The 17,730-nt window shown below is 64.9% G+C and carries 17 protein-coding genes; 9 read left to right on the forward strand and 8 right to left on the reverse strand.

Features of this window, described 5'->3' with window-relative positions:
* Positions 1 to 25: 25 nt before the first annotated feature.
* On the reverse strand, positions 26 to 343 hold the full coding sequence (locus tag CSQ95_RS29690) for a DUF4148 domain-containing protein (RefSeq protein WP_180279083.1): 318 nt from the start codon (positions 341 to 343) through the stop codon (positions 26 to 28).
* Positions 344 to 629: 286 nt separating this feature from the next.
* Between CSQ95_RS29690 and CSQ95_RS17290 the strand changes: the two genes are divergently transcribed.
* The 3 genes from CSQ95_RS17290 (at position 630) to CSQ95_RS17300 (ending at position 1,956) form a co-directional block, all read left to right on the forward strand.
* Complete coding sequence (locus CSQ95_RS17290; RefSeq protein WP_099410392.1) at positions 630 to 959, forward strand: hypothetical protein; 330 nt, start codon at positions 630 to 632, stop codon at positions 957 to 959.
* Between the two features lie 115 nt (positions 960 to 1,074).
* A complete protein-coding gene (locus CSQ95_RS17295; RefSeq protein ID WP_070224630.1) occupies positions 1,075 to 1,392 on the forward strand; it encodes a hypothetical protein in 318 nt (105 codons plus the stop codon).
* An 87-nt stretch (positions 1,393 to 1,479) separates the two neighbouring features.
* The gene (locus tag CSQ95_RS17300) at positions 1,480 to 1,956 is read left to right on the forward strand and encodes a DUF2244 domain-containing protein (protein ID WP_099410393.1); all 477 of its coding nucleotides are present in this window, start codon (positions 1,480 to 1,482) and stop codon (positions 1,954 to 1,956) included.
* On the opposite strand, the gene CSQ95_RS17305 is transcribed toward CSQ95_RS17300, so the two are convergent.
* On the reverse strand, positions 1,941 to 2,426 hold the full coding sequence (locus tag CSQ95_RS17305; protein ID WP_099410394.1) for a hypothetical protein: 486 nt from the start codon (positions 2,424 to 2,426) through the stop codon (positions 1,941 to 1,943). The two genes, CSQ95_RS17300 and CSQ95_RS17305, sit on opposite strands and share 16 nt — an antisense overlap.
* Before the next feature lie 84 nt (positions 2,427 to 2,510).
* Positions 2,511 to 3,551 carry an L-glyceraldehyde 3-phosphate reductase gene (mgrA, locus tag CSQ95_RS17310; protein ID WP_099410395.1) on the reverse strand — a complete coding sequence of 347 codons (1,041 nt, stop codon included), beginning with the start codon at positions 3,549 to 3,551 and terminating at the stop codon, positions 2,511 to 2,513.
* Between the two features lie 120 nt (positions 3,552 to 3,671).
* Between mgrA and CSQ95_RS17315 the strand changes: the two genes are divergently transcribed.
* Entirely contained in the window at positions 3,672 to 5,279 is a 1,608-nt protein-coding gene (locus tag CSQ95_RS17315; protein ID WP_180279084.1) for a CYTH and CHAD domain-containing protein, read from the forward strand.
* Between the two features lie 54 nt (positions 5,280 to 5,333).
* Here CSQ95_RS17315 and CSQ95_RS17320 read toward each other — a convergent pair whose 3' ends face one another.
* The 5 genes from CSQ95_RS17320 to CSQ95_RS17340 form a co-directional block, all read right to left on the reverse strand.
* The gene (locus CSQ95_RS17320; RefSeq protein WP_099410397.1) at positions 5,334 to 6,209 is read right to left on the reverse strand and encodes a Kdo hydroxylase family protein; all 876 of its coding nucleotides are present in this window, start codon (positions 6,207 to 6,209) and stop codon (positions 5,334 to 5,336) included.
* Between the two features lie 78 nt (positions 6,210 to 6,287).
* Positions 6,288 to 6,659 (reverse strand): lysozyme inhibitor LprI family protein, encoded by a 372-nt coding sequence (locus CSQ95_RS17325; RefSeq protein WP_099410398.1) that lies wholly within the window; start codon positions 6,657 to 6,659, stop codon positions 6,288 to 6,290.
* 125 nt (positions 6,660 to 6,784) lie between these two features.
* Positions 6,785 to 9,757: a sensor histidine kinase gene (locus tag CSQ95_RS17330; RefSeq protein ID WP_099410399.1), complete on the reverse strand. Its 2,973-nt coding sequence runs from the start codon at positions 9,755 to 9,757 to the stop codon at positions 6,785 to 6,787.
* Between the two features lie 125 nt (positions 9,758 to 9,882).
* Positions 9,883 to 10,461, reverse strand: coding sequence for a superoxide dismutase (locus CSQ95_RS17335; protein ID WP_034751750.1), 579 nt, complete (start codon positions 10,459 to 10,461; stop codon positions 9,883 to 9,885).
* Positions 10,462 to 10,672: 211 nt separating this feature from the next.
* Complete coding sequence (locus CSQ95_RS17340) at positions 10,673 to 11,692, reverse strand: LacI family DNA-binding transcriptional regulator (RefSeq protein WP_099410400.1); 1,020 nt, start codon at positions 11,690 to 11,692, stop codon at positions 10,673 to 10,675.
* Between the two features lie 425 nt (positions 11,693 to 12,117).
* Between CSQ95_RS17340 and CSQ95_RS17345 the strand changes: the two genes are divergently transcribed.
* From CSQ95_RS17345 to CSQ95_RS17365, 5 genes are read left to right on the forward strand one after another with little or no spacing between them, the layout of a single operon-like run.
* Positions 12,118 to 13,395: an extracellular solute-binding protein gene (locus CSQ95_RS17345; protein ID WP_099410401.1), complete on the forward strand. Its 1,278-nt coding sequence runs from the start codon at positions 12,118 to 12,120 to the stop codon at positions 13,393 to 13,395.
* A 7-nt stretch (positions 13,396 to 13,402) separates the two neighbouring features.
* On the forward strand, positions 13,403 to 14,395 hold the full coding sequence (locus CSQ95_RS17350) for a carbohydrate ABC transporter permease (protein ID WP_099410402.1): 993 nt from the start codon (positions 13,403 to 13,405) through the stop codon (positions 14,393 to 14,395).
* The gene (locus tag CSQ95_RS17355; protein ID WP_099410403.1) at positions 14,392 to 15,210 is read left to right on the forward strand and encodes a carbohydrate ABC transporter permease; all 819 of its coding nucleotides are present in this window, start codon (positions 14,392 to 14,394) and stop codon (positions 15,208 to 15,210) included. Before CSQ95_RS17350 ends, CSQ95_RS17355 begins: the two co-directional genes overlap by 4 nt.
* Before the next feature lie 32 nt (positions 15,211 to 15,242).
* Entirely contained in the window at positions 15,243 to 16,619 is a 1,377-nt protein-coding gene (locus tag CSQ95_RS17360) for a GH1 family beta-glucosidase (RefSeq protein WP_099410404.1), read from the forward strand.
* A gap of 1 nt (position 16,620) precedes the next feature.
* Complete coding sequence (locus CSQ95_RS17365; RefSeq protein WP_099410405.1) at positions 16,621 to 17,673, forward strand: ABC transporter ATP-binding protein; 1,053 nt, start codon at positions 16,621 to 16,623, stop codon at positions 17,671 to 17,673.
* Positions 17,674 to 17,730: the final 57 nt, after the last annotated feature.

Genomic DNA, 17,730 nt, shown 5'->3' on the forward strand with positions numbered 1-17,730 from the left:
TGACAGAAACCGGCTGACTGGTTTCTTATTGCACGACGTGCTTGGCCGTTTGCGCGACATCAAAGTCCGCTTCCGTTTGCGGGATCAGGCCAGCTTTGCGGGCGGCGTAGAACTCGGCCATGACTTGGTCGCGCGTCACTTTGCTGGCGGCGGTGGCCGGCGTTTTCGGATAGTCGACTTCGCTGGTGGCGATTTCGCCGGCGTTGCGGGCACGGATGTATTCGGCCGTGACGTCAGCGCGCGTGAGTTGCTGGGTGGCAGCGGCAGGCGCGGCGCTCTGGGCAAACGCCGCAGTGGCGGTGGTGATGGCAAACAATGCTGCGATGAGTGATTTGGCTTGCATGATAAGACTCCAAAATGTGCATGATGGCTGGGTGGATGGGCCGGATCGCCACGTACCGGTCGGTTCGGCGGCATGGCGCTGGTGGGCGCCGTGCCGCCGATGAAGCAGTTTCTGGATGAGAAGATGCTTACTTGGATTAACTATAGCAATGAATATTACATTTGTGAAGTAAATTCTGAAAATAGTTGTGCGCCGCCGCATTTGCCCCTCGGAAAAGGTCGGGCAGCCGTGCGCCGCTCGACTGGCCAGGAGAGTAAGCTGGTTTTTTTGTTAACGGGAGTCAGCCATGAGCAGCAGCACACTCGATCCGGACAATTTGCCCGTCACGCCCGACCGTGTCCTGGGCAGCGGCCATGGCAAGGGCGCGCTCGGTCCCAGCGACAGTTCCGACAGCGGCAGCGACATGCAGGGCGTGCCCGGCCAGGATGCGGAAGAACTCGATAACGACAGCGATGCGGCCGGCACGGGCGAACGGGCCGGCGTGGAACCGCGCAATACGGCGCCCGACGGCGGCGATATCGATGTCGATCATGTGGAAAGCCTGGCGCCCGTGCGGCCCGCAGAGGAGGGCGATGGCGAACCCGGCGTTCCCCAGGCGCCAGCGCCGCGCCCCTGATGCCGGCGGCCGGCCGCAAATTGCTGTCGCTCTGGCGCCATCAGCGTAAAATGCTGGCAAGGCGGCGTGCTTGCCGCCATGGCCAGCCGGCCGGCACAGGATAGGATGTCAGAGGATGCAAACGCAGATGTCGGAAGAGAAAGAAAAAGGCTTGATGTCGATGTACCGCGAGACGCGGCCGCGCGAGTTTTTTGGCGAAAAAAGTAACACCAATCACCTGGCCTGGAGTGCGCTGGTGGTCTTGCTGGCCCTGGCGTTCTGGCTGATCGTGGCCCTGGCGGCGGCGGAAAACCAGCGCTATGCCCTGGAAACGAAGGCGTGCCAGGATCGCGTGTTTCCGACGGAAATCGACACGTCTTGCCTGAAACAGGTCAAGTCGCGCGATCACTGGTGGCAGCACGTGGGCCACGCGCTGGTGAGGATGGGCGCCTGACCCGGGCGTACGCTGGCTGAACGATCTGGCGGAACCTGGCGGCGGCGAAGGCCGCCGCGGTGATGGAGCGATAGTGCGGGAGGCGCCATGCCACGCGATCACTCGCGCGAGCAGCCGCAATGGCTGCTGGCGCGCCACAGTGCCTTGACGGCGCGCCAGTTGCTGCGCGCCTATGGCTTGCTATGCCTGTTTTCCCTCGTCGTCGCCGCCGCCTTTGCGCTGCGCGGCCTCTGGTACATTCCCGTCTTTTCGTTCGCCGAACTGGGCCTGGTGGCCGCTGCTCTGCTGCACTACCTGCGCCACGCGCGCGACTATGAACACATCGCCCTGCGCGACGGCGAGCTGATCGTCGAACAGGTCAGCGCAGGCCGCTGCCGGCGCCACCACTTTTCGCCGTGGCGCACGCGCATCGCCGTGCCGCAAGGGCCGCGCCAATTGATACACATCAACGATATGTGTGATGCTACCCGTCATGTGGCGGTGGGCCTGTTCGCCACGCCCGAGCGGCGCCGGCAAGTGGCGCAGGAGCTGGGCGCGCTGCTGCCGCCCTACTTGGGGCCGTAAAACTGGAAAGTCTGTACTACCAGCAAGGTGGCGGGAAAGCCCGTGATGGTCTTGAACTCCTTGGTGCCGGTAATCTTGTAGGCGCCGGCCTGGAACGCTTCGCCTTCCTCCCAGCTGTGATCCTTCATGGCAAACTGCAGCAGGCGCTTGTCGTTATAGCGGTAGCTGAAGATGGTGTAGGCGCCGACGCGGCTGGTGACGACGAAGCGTTCATCCTGCGCGTCGGCGATGAGCAGGATGCCCGGATAGCGCCCGATGCCGGCCTCCTCGTTCTGGATGCGCAGGATCACATCGGTAAAACTGCATTCGGCGTCGCGGATCTTGTCGCGCTTCGTGGCGATCTGCATCACCTCGTCGTAGCTCTTGTTATGCACGATCGACCATTGCGGCGAGTCGCAATAATTGGCCGCGCTGGCAGGGGCCGCACAGGAAAGCAGTAAACAGACGGTGATGGCGGTGATGGCTTGCATGAAACCTTGTCGCGGATGTCGCGGATGTCGTGGGAGGCGGCAGTCTACCTGCTGGCTGCCGCCGCCACAAGCGGGGGACGATCCTCAGGTGGCCCGCGACGGGCCTTCCCACAGATTGATATGGCCTTCGCGCGCCTGCACGTCGATGGCGGCCAGCTCGTCGGCCGTGAACGACAACTGCTGCAGCGCGGCCACGTTTTCGCGGATTTGCGCGCTGCTGCTTGCGCCGATCAGGGTCGAGGTGACGCGCGGATCGCGCAGCACCCAGGCCAGCGCCATCTGCGCCAGGGTCTGGCCCCGCTGCGCGGCGATCTGGTTCAGCGCGCGCACGCGGGCCAGGTTTTCCGCGCTCAGATGCTTTTGCAGCAGCGAGCCGCCGCCGGGCCGGTTGACGCGCGCATCCTGCGGCACGCCATCGAGGTATTTGTCGCTCAATAAACCCTGCGCCAGCGCCGTGAACGTGATGCAGCCCATGCCCTGTTCTTGCAGCGTGTCGAGCAAGCCGTCTTCCTCGATCCAGCGGTTGAGCATATTGTAGGCAGGCTGGTGGATCAAACACGGCACTTTCCACTCCTTCAGCAGGGCGGCCGCCTCGGCCGTCTTTTGCGGCGAATACGACGACAGGCCCACGTACAGCGCCTTGCCCTGCTGCACGGCGGTCGCCAGCGCGCCCATGGTTTCTTCCAGCGGCGTGTCGGCGTCGTAGCGGTGCGAGTAAAAGATGTCGACGTAGTCGAGGCCCAGGCGTTGCAAGCTCTGGTCCAGGCTGGCCAGCACGTATTTGCGCGAACCGCCGCCCTGGCCGTACGGGCCCGGCCACATGTCCCAGCCCGCCTTGGTGGAAATGATCAGCTCATCGCGGTACGGTAAAAAATCGTCGCGCAGCAGCTTGCCGAAATTGCTTTCCGCGCTGCCATACGGCGGGCCGTAGTTATTGGCCAGGTCGAAATGCGTGATGCCCAGGTCGAACGCGGTGCGCAGCATGTCGCGCTGCGAAGCCAGATTGTTGCTGTCGCCAAAGTTATGCCACAGTCCCAGGGACAGCAGCGGCAATTTCAGCCCGCTGCGCCCGCACGTGCGGTATGGCATGCTGTCGTAGCGGTTCTCGGCGGCGTGATAGGTCATGGCGTCTCCTTGTAAATGAATCGCCTATTTTGGCGCAAAATCAAGGTGTGCGTGCGTGCGCCTTGCGCGCGGCGGGACGCGCCTTACAATGGGCGTTCAGGAATCTCGCAAGGAGCGGACATGGAAATCGAATTGAAATTGCTGCTGGCGCCGGAGGACGCACCCCGTCTGCGCGCCCACCCGCTCTTGGCGCAGGCTGCGCAAGCAGAGGTGCAGGTGCTACAGATGCACGATATCTATGTCGATACGCCCGATTTGCAGCTGTGCCGCCACCATGCGGGCTTGCGCGTGCGCCAGGTGGACGGGCGCTGGGTGCAAACCCTGAAGGCGGGCGGCACCGTCAACGGCGGCCTGCACAGCCGCCATGAATGGGAAGGCGACGTGCCGGGGCCGCAGCCGGATCTGGCCGCGCTCGACTCGGCCATCGGCCGCAAGCAGCCCATCCGCACGCTGCTGCGCCGGGACGCCGTCCGCGACGCCTTGCGGCCCGTGTTTACCACGCGCATCGAGCGCACCGTCTGGCAGCTGCGCACGCCGCAGGGCGACCAGATCGAATGCGTGCTGGACCAGGGTGTCATTGAAAGCGGCGCGGATGGTGCCGATGGGGCTGATGGGGCTGATGGTACCGTATACAGCGTGCCCGTCAGCGAGGTCGAACTGGAATTGAAGCAGGGGCAAGCTTCCAGCCTGTTCGACGTGGCGCTGGCATTGCTGCAGGACGTGCCGCTGCAGCTAGGCCACATGAGCAAGGCGGAACGCGGTTATCGGCTGGCGGCATCGCCCCCCTTGCAAGCCGTCAAGGCGCAACCGCTGGCGCTGGACGCGGCCATGTCGGTGGAGCAGGTGTTTGTGGCCATCGCCGGCAATTGCTTGGAACAGGTCAGCGGCAACCAGGATGGCGTGGCGGCGGGCGAGGATGTGGAAAGCGTGCACCAGATGCGCGTGGGACTGCGCCGTTTGCGCTCGGCGCTGGGCATGTTCAAGTCCCTGCTGGCCTTGCCGGACGCCTTGAAGGCCGAACTCGACTGGCTGGGCGGCGCGCTGGGCGAGGCGCGCGACTGGGATGTGTTGGCTGGCAATACCCTGGCGCAGCTCGATGGCGAGGCGCAGGCCGATGCGGCGGCGCTGGCACAGGCGGCGCACGCGCAGGCGCGGCTCAAGCACCAACAAGCCGCCCAGGCCGTCACCTCGGCGCGCTACACGGCCTGCATGCTGGGCTTGCAACGCTGGCTGCAGGCGCGCGCCTGGCGCGATGGCTGTTCCGCGCGCCAATTGCGGCGCCTCGATGCGCGCGTGTCGCCGTTTGCCCGCGCCACCCTGCGCAAGGACCAGCGCCGCCTGATGAAGCGTGGCAAGCGCCTGCTGCATGCCACGCCGCAGCAGCGCCATCAAGTGCGCATCGCGGCCAAGAAGACGCGCTATGCGACGGAATTCTTTGCCTCGCTGTTTGCGGGACGGGCCGTGAAACCGTATGTGGGACGCTTGTCGGCCTTGCAGGATGAACTGGGCTGGCTCAACGATGTGCAGGTGGCCGACCGGCTGCTGCAGCAATTGCCCGAAGTTCAGGCTGGCCAGGCCGACCAGGCTGACCAGTCCGCCCAGGACGGCTTGCGGCTGCACGCGGCCTTCGTGCGCGGCTATCTGGCGGCGCGCGCGCAGGCCGATGGCAGCGATGGCCGCATGCACAAGGCCTGGCGGCGCTTCAAGGCGGCCCGCTTGCCGGCCTGAATCCGCTTTTATCGGGGCGCGAGCCCCGGCCAGACTTGGCCTGGCCAGACCAGACTAGGCCAGCGGCCGCTGCAACTGGCGCTCGAGGATGGCCAGCGGCGATTTGTGGGGGGCGGCCATGGCGCGTACGGGCAGCAGCCAGGTTTGCTCCAGCGCATGCTGTCCCCGCAGGGCGGCGTGCGATACGGCGTCGCTGAAGACGATCCACGTCTGGCCCGGCGCGAATGCATGGGTGTGCTGCTCCGCCTGCGCCTGGTAAGCGAGATCGGCCTTCATGGCGTCGTGCAGCTGCAGCATGTAGTGATCGTAGGCCGTGCGCCGCGACTTGGTGATGCGCAGCCATTGCAGCAGCGCCGCCAGCACGGGTTGCGGACGCTTTGCAAGGGGTAGAAAATGCTGCGCCACCTGTTCGAACGGCGCGCCCAGTTTCCACACGCGGGGCGCGCCGCGCGGATCGATGTTGGTGAAGACGCGCAGGATGCGCCGGCCCTGCGTGGGCGAGGAAGGAAAGCTGTCGACGTGCAGGCGCGTATCGTCCTTGCGCCACGAGGTGATGCGCCCGGCGATTTCCACGGGACGAAAGCTGCCCTTGCCTTGCTGCAGATGGGGAACATAGCCGGGCAGCAAGCCGGCCAGCAAGCGCTGCGTGTGTTGCGCATAACGTTGCATCAGCGCGGCCAGCAGGGCCGTATCGCAGGCATCGCCGTGGCCGCGCACGCCGCGCGCCGCTTCCCAGCTGATGTTCTTGGCGCTGCTGGCGCTACCCACAGCGCCGTTCAGCAGGGCATGCTCTTCCGGTTGCAGGGAAAAGCCCAGGCGGGGCAGCAGCACGACTTGCCCATCTTCGAGTGCCTGCAGCGCTGCCGCCTGCTGCGCGGCGCTGCCGCTGGCGTCCCACCGGTCCAGGGAAATATCGATGAGTTTGCTCATGGCACAGACGGGGAAACATCGGAGCGGCCAGTATGGGCGCTTGCCGCCCGCTCCCGTTTGCGCTTGCGCAGACTTACATCACAGTTTGCTGTTCTGGCAGCCGGCGCTCACGCATTCGCGCACGCGGTCCTGCAGGAATTGCGCGCGTTCGATGGTGGTCTTGGTGGCGCAATCGAGATTCACATAGAAACCCGACGATTCGCGTTTGGAGCAGGCGTCGTTGCGGTTGGCGATCCACGCCAGCTGGCCCGATTTCAGCTTTTGCTTGCCGCCGGCATCGAGCTTGGCGGCGAGTGTCTTGTAGCTGGCGTTGAGTTCCTTGTCCGCTTCCTGGTACACCTTGTTGAGGCAATACAGGCCGTCGAAGTCGTTGCGCGGCGTGTCGCAGGCCGAGTTGGCGAAGGCGGAACCGGAAGCAAACACGAGCAGGGCAAGGATGCATTTTTTCATGGCGGGCTTTCAGGAAGTGGTGGGGCAGGATCGGTGAGCAAGACGGCGCTCTTGCGCATCGTATAACATTTTCTCTCCAGGCCGCAGACGCTTGCGGCCGTGTTCCGTCAGCATCGCCAGCGCCCTCAGTAGGCCAGGCGGCCCGGCACGCTCACTTCGATCTGCGTGCCGGCGCCGGGCCGGCTGTCGATGCGCAGGCTGGCCCCGATGCCGGCGGCGCGCTCGCGCATGCCGACCAGGCCCCAGTGGCCGGGCCGCTGGCCCGTTTGCGCCACGGCGTCATCGAGGCCGCAGCCGTCGTCGCGCACGCGCAGGGTGAATGCCTGCTCCGCATAGTCGAGTTCCAGCACGATGTTTGCCGCCTCGGCATAGCGCGAGGCGTTGAACAGCGCTTCGCGCGCGATGGCATAGACTTCGTCATGCACGCGCGGCTGCAGGCGCCGGCAGCTGCCGCTGACGTGCACGGTGAAGGCGTGCGCGCGGTGCTCGGCCAGGCCCTTGCCGAATTGCTGCAGCGCCAGCCGCAGTTCGTCCGGTTCGGCCGAGGCGCGCAAGTCCATGATCTGGTCGCGGCCTTCGATCAGCAGCTGGTCGGCCAGGTTGAGGGTGCCGTCGAGGCGCGCCCGTTCGCGCGTGCCCTTGGGCAGCATGTCCGCATGCGCATGGAACGACAGGATCAGGCCCTGTACGCTTTGCAGCAGGGTGTCGTGCAGCGAGCGTGCGATGCGCGAGCGTTCGGCCAGACGCTCCTGCAAGCGTTCCTGCATCCGCTCCTGCATGTTGCGCGTCAGGTGGCGGATGCGCAGCACATAGCCGCCGTACAGCAGCAGCGCGGCGCCCAGCGCCAGCAGCACGACGAACCACGGCGTCTGCACGAAGGCGGGCGCGATGACGATATCGAGCTTGGCTCCCTGCGTGTTCCACACGCCGTCTTCGTTGGCCGCCGTGACGTCGAAGCGGTAGCTGCCCGGTGCCAGGTTGGTGTAGTACGCCTCGCGGCGCCCGACCGCCTCTTGCCAGCCGGCGTCCACGCCCGCCAGCCGGTAGCGCAGGCGCACGCGTTCCGGCATCGACAGGCTCAGCGCCGTGAAGCCGATCTGCAGGGTCTTGCTGCCTTGCGGCAGCTGCAGCGGCTTGCCATCGTCCAGCGCGTAACGCGCGCCATTGGCCAGCAAGCTGTGGATCTGGACCGGCGGCGGCAGGCGATTGCGGCGGATATGCAGCGGGTCGAGCATGGCGATGGTGGCCGAGGTGGAGAACCACAGCTTGCCATCGGGCGCATGGATCAGAGAAGGCACGGGGCGCAGTTGCGAAGCATGGCCCTGCAAGCCGTCGAGCGCGTCGAAGCGTTCCGAGACGACGGCGCTGCCGTCCCGCATCCACGCGGCCAGGCTGGCGGCGCCGATATGGTCGATGCCGTCCGCGCCATGCAGCCACAGGTCGCCGTCCGGCAGGCGCACGATGCCCGACACGCCGCGAAACGCCGCGCCGCGCGCGCCGCGCAAGGTGTGGAAGCGCCCGGCGCGGTACAGGGCCACGCCGTTTTCGCCGCCGGCCCATATCGCGTCGCCATCGCGGTACAGCTGCAGCACCGTGCCCACCTGCAGGCCCTCGGCCGCGCCGAGCCGCCTGACGGCGCCCGCGCGCTGGCCGTCGGCCACCAGGCTGACCGTATTGTCGGCATGGCCCAGCCAGACGGTGCCGGCGCCATCGATCGCCATGGCCGTGGTCAGCACCGCCGGCAGGCCGGACAGGCCGCCGTTGGCGATCCATTTTCCTTCGCTCAGGCGAAACAGGCCGCCGCCGGAAAACGAGGCCCACAGGGCGCCCGAGCGGTCCTGCTGCAGCGCCTGCGGATCGAGTCCTTGCACGGGCGCGGCCACGCGCGTCATGGCGCCGTCGCGCGCGCGGTGGTGGAGCTCCTGCTCGTTGCCCAGCCACAGCGTGCCGTCGGGCGCCCAGTGGCTGGCCGCCAACGCCCCTTTCAGGATCACTTTTTTCACCCCGTCGGCCGTAAAGCTGCGCACGTCGCTCACGTAGTCGCCGATCCACACGTCGCCATCGGGTCCCGCCAGCATGCCTGGGTGGTCGAAGGGCACGGCGACGGGCAAGGTCTGCAGGCGGTTCGGTCGCAGCCGGTCCAGGCCCGTCGAGGTGCCGAACCACAGATTGCCCTCGCGGTCCTGGAACGACGTTTGCGGCAGCGGGCCGCTGATGCCGTTCTGGCGCGTCAGGCGCTGAGCCGGCAGACTGGGGCCGGCAGGGTCGAACTTGCGTTCGATGCCATCGGGTGTCATCAGCCACATGGTGCCGGCGCGGTCGAAGCGCATGCCGTTGCCCCTGGCGTCGGGCCGGATGGGCGCATCGCCGCGCGGCGCGCTGGTGCGCACGCGGTAGTAATTGCTGTGCGTGTCGACGGCCCAGATGGCACCATCGGGCGCTTCATCCATGCTGGTGAGCATGGTGCGCGGCCAGGCATGGGAAAAGCGCGCCTGGCCCGGCTTGCGGAAAAAGACGCCATGCATGGTGCCCATCCACTGCGTGCCATCGCGCCCGAACAGGATCTGGTACACGCGCTTGTCGGGCAGGCCCACGTTGGCCGCTTGCGCGACGAAGCGGTCCGCGCCGGGCGCCAGGCGCGCCGCGCCATCGCGCGTGCCGACCCAGATGGCGCCGTCGGGCGCCGCCTCGATATGGAACACGGCGCCCGGCGGCAAGCCGTCCGCTTCGCGGTAGGTGCGCGCGCCACCCTGGCGAAAGACGCTGACGCCGCCGAGACGGTAGCCGACCCACACGGCACCGTCCGGCGGCGTGGCCAGGCCCAGCACATTGCTCGACGGCAGGCGGTGGCCGTACACGCTGTCGACGCGGTCGAAGCGCACGCCATCGTAGCGGTACAAGCCCGTGGCCGTGGCGATCCACAGCCAGCCATCCTTGCCCTGGGCGAATTTGAGCACGTCGACGGGCGCGCCTTGCAAGGCGCCCCAGGCATTGTGGGTGTAGTCGGACAGCAGGGGCGAGGGGGCGGCCGCGCATGCGTGCAGGTGGCACGCCAGCAGGGGCAACATCAACAGGCGGCGCAGCAGGCGAGCGGACATCGGTGCAGAGGAAGATGGCGGTGGCGGGGCAGTGATTGTAGCGCAGCGCCCTGCTTTTCAGCAGGCGAAAAAAAACCTGCGCGGGATGGCGCAGGCTTTTTTTGCCCTACGTTGACAAGGACCGCTTACGCGAAGTTCTTGGCAACGAAGTCCCAGTTGACCAGGCCCCAGAACGTTTCCACGTACTTGGCGCGCAGGTTGCGGTAGTCGATGTAATAGGCGTGTTCCCAGACGTCGCAGGTCAGCAGCGGCTTGTCGCCGGTGGTCAGCGGGCAGCCGGCGTTCGAGGTGTTGACGATGTCGACGGAGCCGTCGGCTTTTTGCACCAGCCAGGTCCAGCCCGAACCGAAGTTGCCCACGCACGACTTGGTGAATTCTTCCTTGAACTTGTCGAACGACGACCATTTGGCGTTGATCGCGTCAGCCACGGCACCCGCAGGCGCGCCGCCGCCGGCCGGCTTCATGCCGTTCCAGTAGAAGGTGTGGTTCCATACTTGCGCCGCATTGTTGAAGATGCCGCCCGACGATTTCTTGATGATCTCTTCCAGCGACAGGTTCTCGAACTCGGTACCCTTGATCAGGTTGTTCAAGTTGGTGACATACGCCTGGTGATGCTTGGCATAGTGGTATTCCAGGGTTTCTTTCGAAATATGCGGCGCCAGAGCGTCCATTTCATACGGCAGTGGTGGCAGAGTATGTTCCATGTGATGTCCCTTTATGGTGAGTATTCGGAGTCTACCGGCCTGCGGCCGGAGGGTTGAGCCAAGCTTGCTTGAAGCAGGCATTCTTGCTGAACGAGCCACTATTGTAAAGCGGATGCGCCATTGCTGCAGATTCCGCCACGCGTCGCGGATGCGGGTGGCGTAGTGATTCTCGTTCAGCCTGAATCGGGTGCCGTGTTCCCCGCCGCGGGCGCTATCTGATGCGCCGCGTGGTTTCCCTGACGATCAGTTCCAGCGGTGGAATGGCGGCCTGCACGGCTTCGCCATTGATCAGCCCCAGCAGCGCTTCCGTGGCGATGCGGCCGATGTCGTACAAGGGCTGGTGGATGGTCGTCAGCGGCGGCGTCGTGTAGGACGAGCCGGGCAAGTCATCGAAACCGACGAGCGATATATCGTCGGGCACGCGGATGCCCTTGCGGTACAAACACAGGCGCACGCCATAGGCGGACAGGTCATTGGCGGCGAAGACGGCGCTGAATTGCTGCTGCGTATCAAACAAGTGGTTCATGGCCAGCATCCCGCTTGCCTCGTGGAAATCGCCTTCCGCTATCAGTTTCGGGTCGATGGCGATGTCCGCTTCGCGCAGCGCGCGCTGGTAGCCCGTCAGGCGCTCGGCCGCATCCGTGTTGTTGGCGGGCCCGGCCACGAAGGCGATGCGCCGGTGGCCCAGTTCGATCAAGTGGCGCACGGCCAGGTAGGCGCCGTATTCGTTGTCGAGCTTGAAGCCGATGGCGCTTTTCGTGGCCAGCAGGCGGCCCGTCGAGACGATGGGCCGCTGCTGCGAGAAATCGAGCACGCTCTCGTCCGAGATGCGCCCGGACAGCAGGATGATGCCGTCGACCTTTCGCGCCAGCAGCAGACGGATACGGTCCGCTTCTTCCTGCGCATTCCAGTGCCCGCTGACGATGACGGACGCGTAGCCCGTGTCCTTCAGCCCATCGTCGACGCCGCGCAGGCTTTCATCGAAGAAGGGGCTGGAAATATCCTGCACCACGATACCGATGGTCATCGAGCGGCCCTTTTTCAAGCCCTGCGCCATCTGGTTCGGCGCGAATTTCATGTGCGCAATGGCCGCCAGCACGGCGTCGCGCTTGTCGTCGGACACTTTAGCCGTGCCGTTCAGGATCCGCGAGACGGTGCTGGGCGACACGCCGGCCTGGCGGGCCACGTCGAGCAGGGTGGAAGGGGGAGCAGCGTGGGCGCTATCGTTCAAGGCGGTTCCTGGGTGTCAAGATGGCTGGTCGTCAGTGCTCTGAAAACCTTTTCAGCGAAAGATTACCATAAATGGCCGATAGCGCCGCAGATCGGGGTAGGTCGGCGTAGGTCGGGTTAGCCCTGCGGGCGTAACCCGACATATTGTTGGCCGTGCATGTCGGATTACGCGCTCACGCGCCTCGGCGGCCCCGCTAATCCGACCTACGTTTGAAAACGTTTTCACAAAAAACAACGGCGGCTCAAATGACGAATTTTTACCCTTTTTCATAGGAAAACACACGCCACGGCGTGCAGCTTGCCATGCCACCCTCAATAAAAATGACAACTTTTTCGGTTGACTTGGTTTTCTTTGCGGTGTTAAATGGACGCATGTTGTGAAAACGTTTTCAAGATAGAAGACGCTCAATAAACGGAGATGAAATAATGAAGTCAAGCATCCTTGGCGCCGTCCCGCTGGCCGCGCTGACCCTGGCCGCCAGCGTGGCCGCCGCCCCGCCTGCCGCACAGCTGCCGGCGCTGGCGCCCGCGACCATCACTGTCGCCTCGTTCCCCGACCTGGACCGCGCTGTCAAGACGGCCTTGCCCCTGTGGGAAAAGCTGTATCCGCAAGTGAAGGTCAAGCTGGTCAGCCTGCAGATCGACGACCACCATAACTCGATGACGACGGCGCTGGCGGCCGGCGCGCGCCTGCCCGACGTGATGGCCATCGACTTCCGCTATGTAGGCAGCTTCGCTGAATCGAAGGGCATGGAAGATTTGCTGCAGCCGCCATACGGGGCAGGGCAGTACCGCGCCCAGTTCGTGCCGTTCACCTTCGTGCAGGCGACCAGTTCGCGCGGTACCCTGGGCGCCATGCCGGCCGACCTGGGACCGGGTACCCTGTTCTACCGCAAGGACTTGATGGACAAGGCGGGCATCAAGGAAAGCGACTTGACCGCTTCGTGGGAATCGTATATCGCCGCCGGCAAGAAGCTCAAGGCCGCCACCGGCACCTATCTGCTGGCCGGCGCCAGCGACCTGGCCGACATCGTTATCCGCGCCAATCTGAAGGATGGCGAAGGCATTTACTTTGGCGACAAGGGCCAGGTGCTGGTCGACTCGCCCCGCTTCGTCAAGGCCTTCGAACTGGCGAAGGCGGCGCGGGTGGCCGGCATCGATGCGCGCACCGTGGCCTGGACGGGCGAGTGGGCCGAAGGTTTTAAACGCGACAAGGTGGCCAGCCAGATGATGGGGTCCTGGCTCAGCGGCCACCTGGCCAAGTGGCTGGCGCCCGATTCCAAGGGCCAGTGGCGCGCGGCGAACCTGCCGGCCGGCGCGCTGGCGTCCTACGGCGGCTCCTTCTACGGCATCCCGAAAAAGGCGGCCAACAAGGCGCAAGCGTGGGAATTCATCAAGTTCATGACCGTCAACAAGGATATCCAGCTGCACTCGCTGAAAGAGATCGGCGCCTTCCCGGCCCTGAAAGCGGCATATACGGACCCGATGATGGACGAGCCGCAAGCGTACTTCGGCGGCCAGAAGACGCGCCTGCTGGCACGCGACACGGCGGCGAAGATTCCCGTCATCCGCGTCGACAAGTTTGACGCCGTGGCGCGCGACATCGTCAACATGGAACTGGAAAGCGTGCTGGCGCAAAACAAGGATATCAAGACGGCGCTGGCCGACGCCAAGGCCCTGATTACCCACCGCGCGCGTCGCTAGGAGCAGCATGAATACGACCATGCCTTGTGCCGAAGAGGCCGCCGTCCCGACGCGGCGCGCCAGGAAGCGCTACAACATGAAGCAGTGGGCGCCGTATATTTTCATCAGCCCCTTCTTCATCCTGTTCGCCGTCTTCAGCCTGTTCCCGCTGCTGTTTTCCATCTATTTGTCGTTCAACCAGTGGGAAGCGGCCAGCGGCGTGGAAGCCATGCAGTGGGTGGGCCTGGACAACTATAAATATGCCTTGAGCGACCCGTGGTTCTTGCGCTCGCTGGGCAATACGCTGTGGCTGGCGCTGGCCTCGGGCGTGCCGCAGCACCTGGTCGCCATTCCGCTGGCAGCGTTTATCCACAACAGCTTCAAGCGCTCGCGCAACCTGGTGATCGGCATTTACTTTTTACCGTTCATCACCTCCAGCGTGGCCATCGCCATGGTCTTCAACACCCTGTTCTCGCGCGACTATGGCCAGATCAATGTGCTGCTCCAGTGGTGCGCCAGCCTGCCGCTGGTGGGCGGGCTGTTCCCGTCAGAGTCCATCGACTGGCTGGGCAGCTCGCTGTTCATCAAGCCGGCCGTCGCCTTCGTGATTTTCTGGCGCTACCTGGGCTGGAACCTGGTGCTGTACCTGTCCGCGCTGCAGGTCATCCCGAAGGATTTATATGAAGCGGCCACCATCGACGGCGCCTCGACACGCCAGCAGTTCTGGTACATCACCCTGCCGCAGCTGCGCCCCATGATCTACCTGGCCGTGACCCTCACCATCATGGGCAATCTGCAGCTGTTCGAGGAACCGTTCGTGCTGGTGGCCGAATCGAGCGGCGTGAGCCAGTCGGTGATGACGACGGCCATCTTCGTCTACAAGACGGCGTTTTCCTCGGGCGACTTCGGCACGGCGTCGGCCATTTCCTGGCTGCTGTTCCTCATCATTGCCAGCACCACCTGGGTGAATAACCGCATTTTCAGCCGCAACGAACGCCGAGAAGCCAAGGAGGCCAAATGAAGACTACCCGCTGGACGGCCTACGCCATGGTGGCCATCGGCGCCCTGATCATGGTCGCGCCGTTCTACTTCATGTTCGTCTTCGCCACGCACACGAGCGCCGAGATCTACAGCCTGCCGCCGCCGCGCTGGTTCGGCATGGCCCTGCTGAACAACCTCGAACTGCTGCAGGAGCGCCTGCCGTTCTGGCGCAATATCGGCATCAGCCTGTACGTGGCCCTGATGACGACCATCCTGACCTTGTTCTTTTGCTCGCTGGGCGGCTATGCCTTCGCCATGTACGAATTCCGCTTCAAGCGGCCCCTGTTTACCCTGGTGATGGCGTCGATGATCATCCCGTCGTTCATGAACATGATCCCGACCTTCATGCTGATGGATTTCCTCGGATGGCTGGACCAGCCGCGCGCCCTGTACGTGCCGGGAGCGGCCGGCGCGCTGGGCATCTTTCTGATGCGCCAGTACATCGGCACGGCGATTCCGAAGGATTTGATCGAGGCGGCGCGCATCGACGGCTGCGGCGAATTCGCCATCTACTGGAGAGTCGTGCTGCCGCTGATCGGCCCCGCCATGGGCACCCTGGGCCTGATCACCTTCATCAACTCGTGGAACAATTTCATCACGCCGCTGGTCGTCATGCGCTCGGTCGAGAACTACACGATCCCGCTGGCCCTGCGCAGCATGCAGGCGCCGAACAACACGGAGTGGGGCGCGCTGATGACGGGTGCCGCCATCGCCGTGCTGCCGCTGCTGCTGATGTTTTTTGTCGCCTCGAAGCGCCTGATCGAAGGCTTGACCCAGGGCGCCGTCAAAGGCTGATCCACACATTTATCTCAACCCCTCACACTGACATGACCACCATGCATAACGACGACATCGACACCAACTTCCCCGCCACGTTCACCTGGGGCGTGGCCACCAGCGCCTACCAGATCGAGGGCGCTGCCGCCATCGACGGCCGCGGCCCGTCCATCTGGGACACCTTCAGCCACACGGATGGCAAGATCATCGACGGCAGCAATGGCGACGTGGCTTGCGACCATTACCACCGCTATGCCGAGGACGTGGAGCTGATCGCCAGCCTGGGCGTAAACGCCTACCGCTTTTCCATGTCCTGGTCGCGCGTGCAGCCTGCGGGTTCCGGCGCCTGGAACGAGGCCGGCTTTGATTTTTACTCCCGCCTTCTCGACGCCCTGGCCGCCAAGGGTCTCGATGCCCATCTGACCCTGTACCACTGGGACTTGCCGCAAGCCTTGCAGGACGAGGGCGGCTGGCTCAACCGCGCCACCTGCTACCACTTCGCCGCCTACGCGGCCGAGGTGGCGCGCCGCTTCGGCCACAAGGTCGCCAGCATCGCCACGCACAACGAACCGTGGTGCACGGCCGTGCTGGGCCACGGCACGGGGCAGTTCGCGCCCGGCATGGCCGATCCGGCCGCCGCCGTGCAAGTGTCGCACCACTTGCTGCTGTCGCACGGCCTGGCCATGCAGGCCATGCGCACGGTGAATGCGCCGGCGAAGCTGGGCATCGTGCTCAATCAATGGACGGCCACGCCGGCCACGGACAGCGCCCAGGACCGCGAGTTGGCCGAACTCGAATATGCGCGCTCGGTGCAGTGGTATATGGACGCCATCTTCAAGGGCCGCTACCCGGCCCTGGCCCTGAAACACGCCGACGCTTCTGCTTTGGCTATCTTTGAAAACGATTTCATAGATATCAAGCAGCCCATCGATTTCCTTGGCGTGAACTACTACACGCGCGCTTACATGAGCGCCGAGACGCCGCCGCGCAAGCCCGAATGCAAGCTCGGTGTCAACGACATGGGTTGGGAAACCTATCCGCAAGGCCTGACGGAACTGCTGGTCGGCCTGCACCGCGAGTACCGGCTGCCGCCCGTCTACATCACGGAAAACGGCATGGCCGTCGCCGACAAGCCCGTCGGCGGCAAGATCCACGACGAACCGCGCATCGAGTACGTGCGGCTGCACCTGGATGCCCTGCGCGCCGTGATCGCGCAGGGCATCGACGTGCGCGGTTATTTCTACTGGAGCCTGATGGACAATTTCGAGTGGAACTCGGGCTACGCCAAGCGCTTCGGCATGCTGTACGTCGACTACGCCACGCAGCAGCGCAGCTTCAAGGACAGCGCCCTGTGGTACCGCGATTTCATCGCCGCGCAGCGCGCATCCCACGCACCGGCCCAGCTGGTCCTGGCCGGGGAGCACTGACATGGCCGCCATCTCGCTGCGCGGCATCCGCAAGACCTACGGCGACGGCCCGGAAATCGTCAAGGGCCTGGACCTCGATATCCACGACGGCGAATTCATGGTTTTCGTCGGGCCGTCCGGCTGCGGCAAGTCGACCCTGCTGCGCATGATCGCGGGACTGGAAGACATCAGCGCGGGCCAGCTGCGCATCGGCGACTTGCTGGCCAACGACGTGGCACCGGCCGAGCGGGGCATCGCCATGGTCTTTCAGAGCTACGCCCTGTATCCGCACATGACGGCGCGCGACAACATGGGCTTTGCCCTCAAATTGGCGGGCCAGCCGGAAGCCGAAGTGCGCGCCGCCGTCGGCAAGGTGGCCGAGATTTTGCAGATCACGCACCTGCTTGACCGCAAACCCAAGGCCTTGTCCGGCGGCGAACGCCAGCGCGTGGCCATCGGCCGCTCCATCGTGCGCCAGCCCAAGGTGTTCTTGTTTGATGAGCCGCTGTCCAACCTCGATGCCTCGTTGCGCGTGCAGACGCGCATCGAGCTGGCCAAGCTGCACCAGGAACTGGGCACGACGATGATTTACGTGACGCACGACCAGGTCGAGGCCATGACCCTCGGTGACAGGGTCGCCGTCTTCCACGGTGGGCACCTGGAGCAGGTGGGCGCGCCTTTGGACCTGTACCGCCATCCGGCCAGCCAGTTCGTGGCAGGTTTCATCGGCGCGCTGCGCATGAATTTTTTGCCGTGCGCCGCCGTCCCGGCCCTGGCCAGCCAGCTTGGCGGCGCGGCGGGCATGCTGGTCGGCATACGCCCCGAACACCTGCGCCTGGTGCCGCGCAATGAAGGCTACGGCGCCACGGTGACCCTGATCGAGCAGCTGGGCGATGCGCAGATCATCCACGCGACGCTTGACGATCGCATCGACGGCGGCCCGCATGCTGTGGCCATCAAGCTGCACGGCGAGGCGCGCCACGCGCTGGCGCAGGGCAGCGCCATCGGCTTCGCGCCGGAAGAAGGCCATGCCTTTCTGTTCGACACGGCCGGGCGCGCCGTGGCCACCCATTGACCCCGCACGGAGGCGACATGACTTCAGATTGACACCCAAAAAATGTGCAGCAGTAGC

Source organism: Janthinobacterium sp. BJB304 (genome assembly GCF_002735765.1).
In the GTDB taxonomy this organism is placed as follows: Bacteria; Pseudomonadota; Gammaproteobacteria; order Burkholderiales; family Burkholderiaceae_D; genus Janthinobacterium.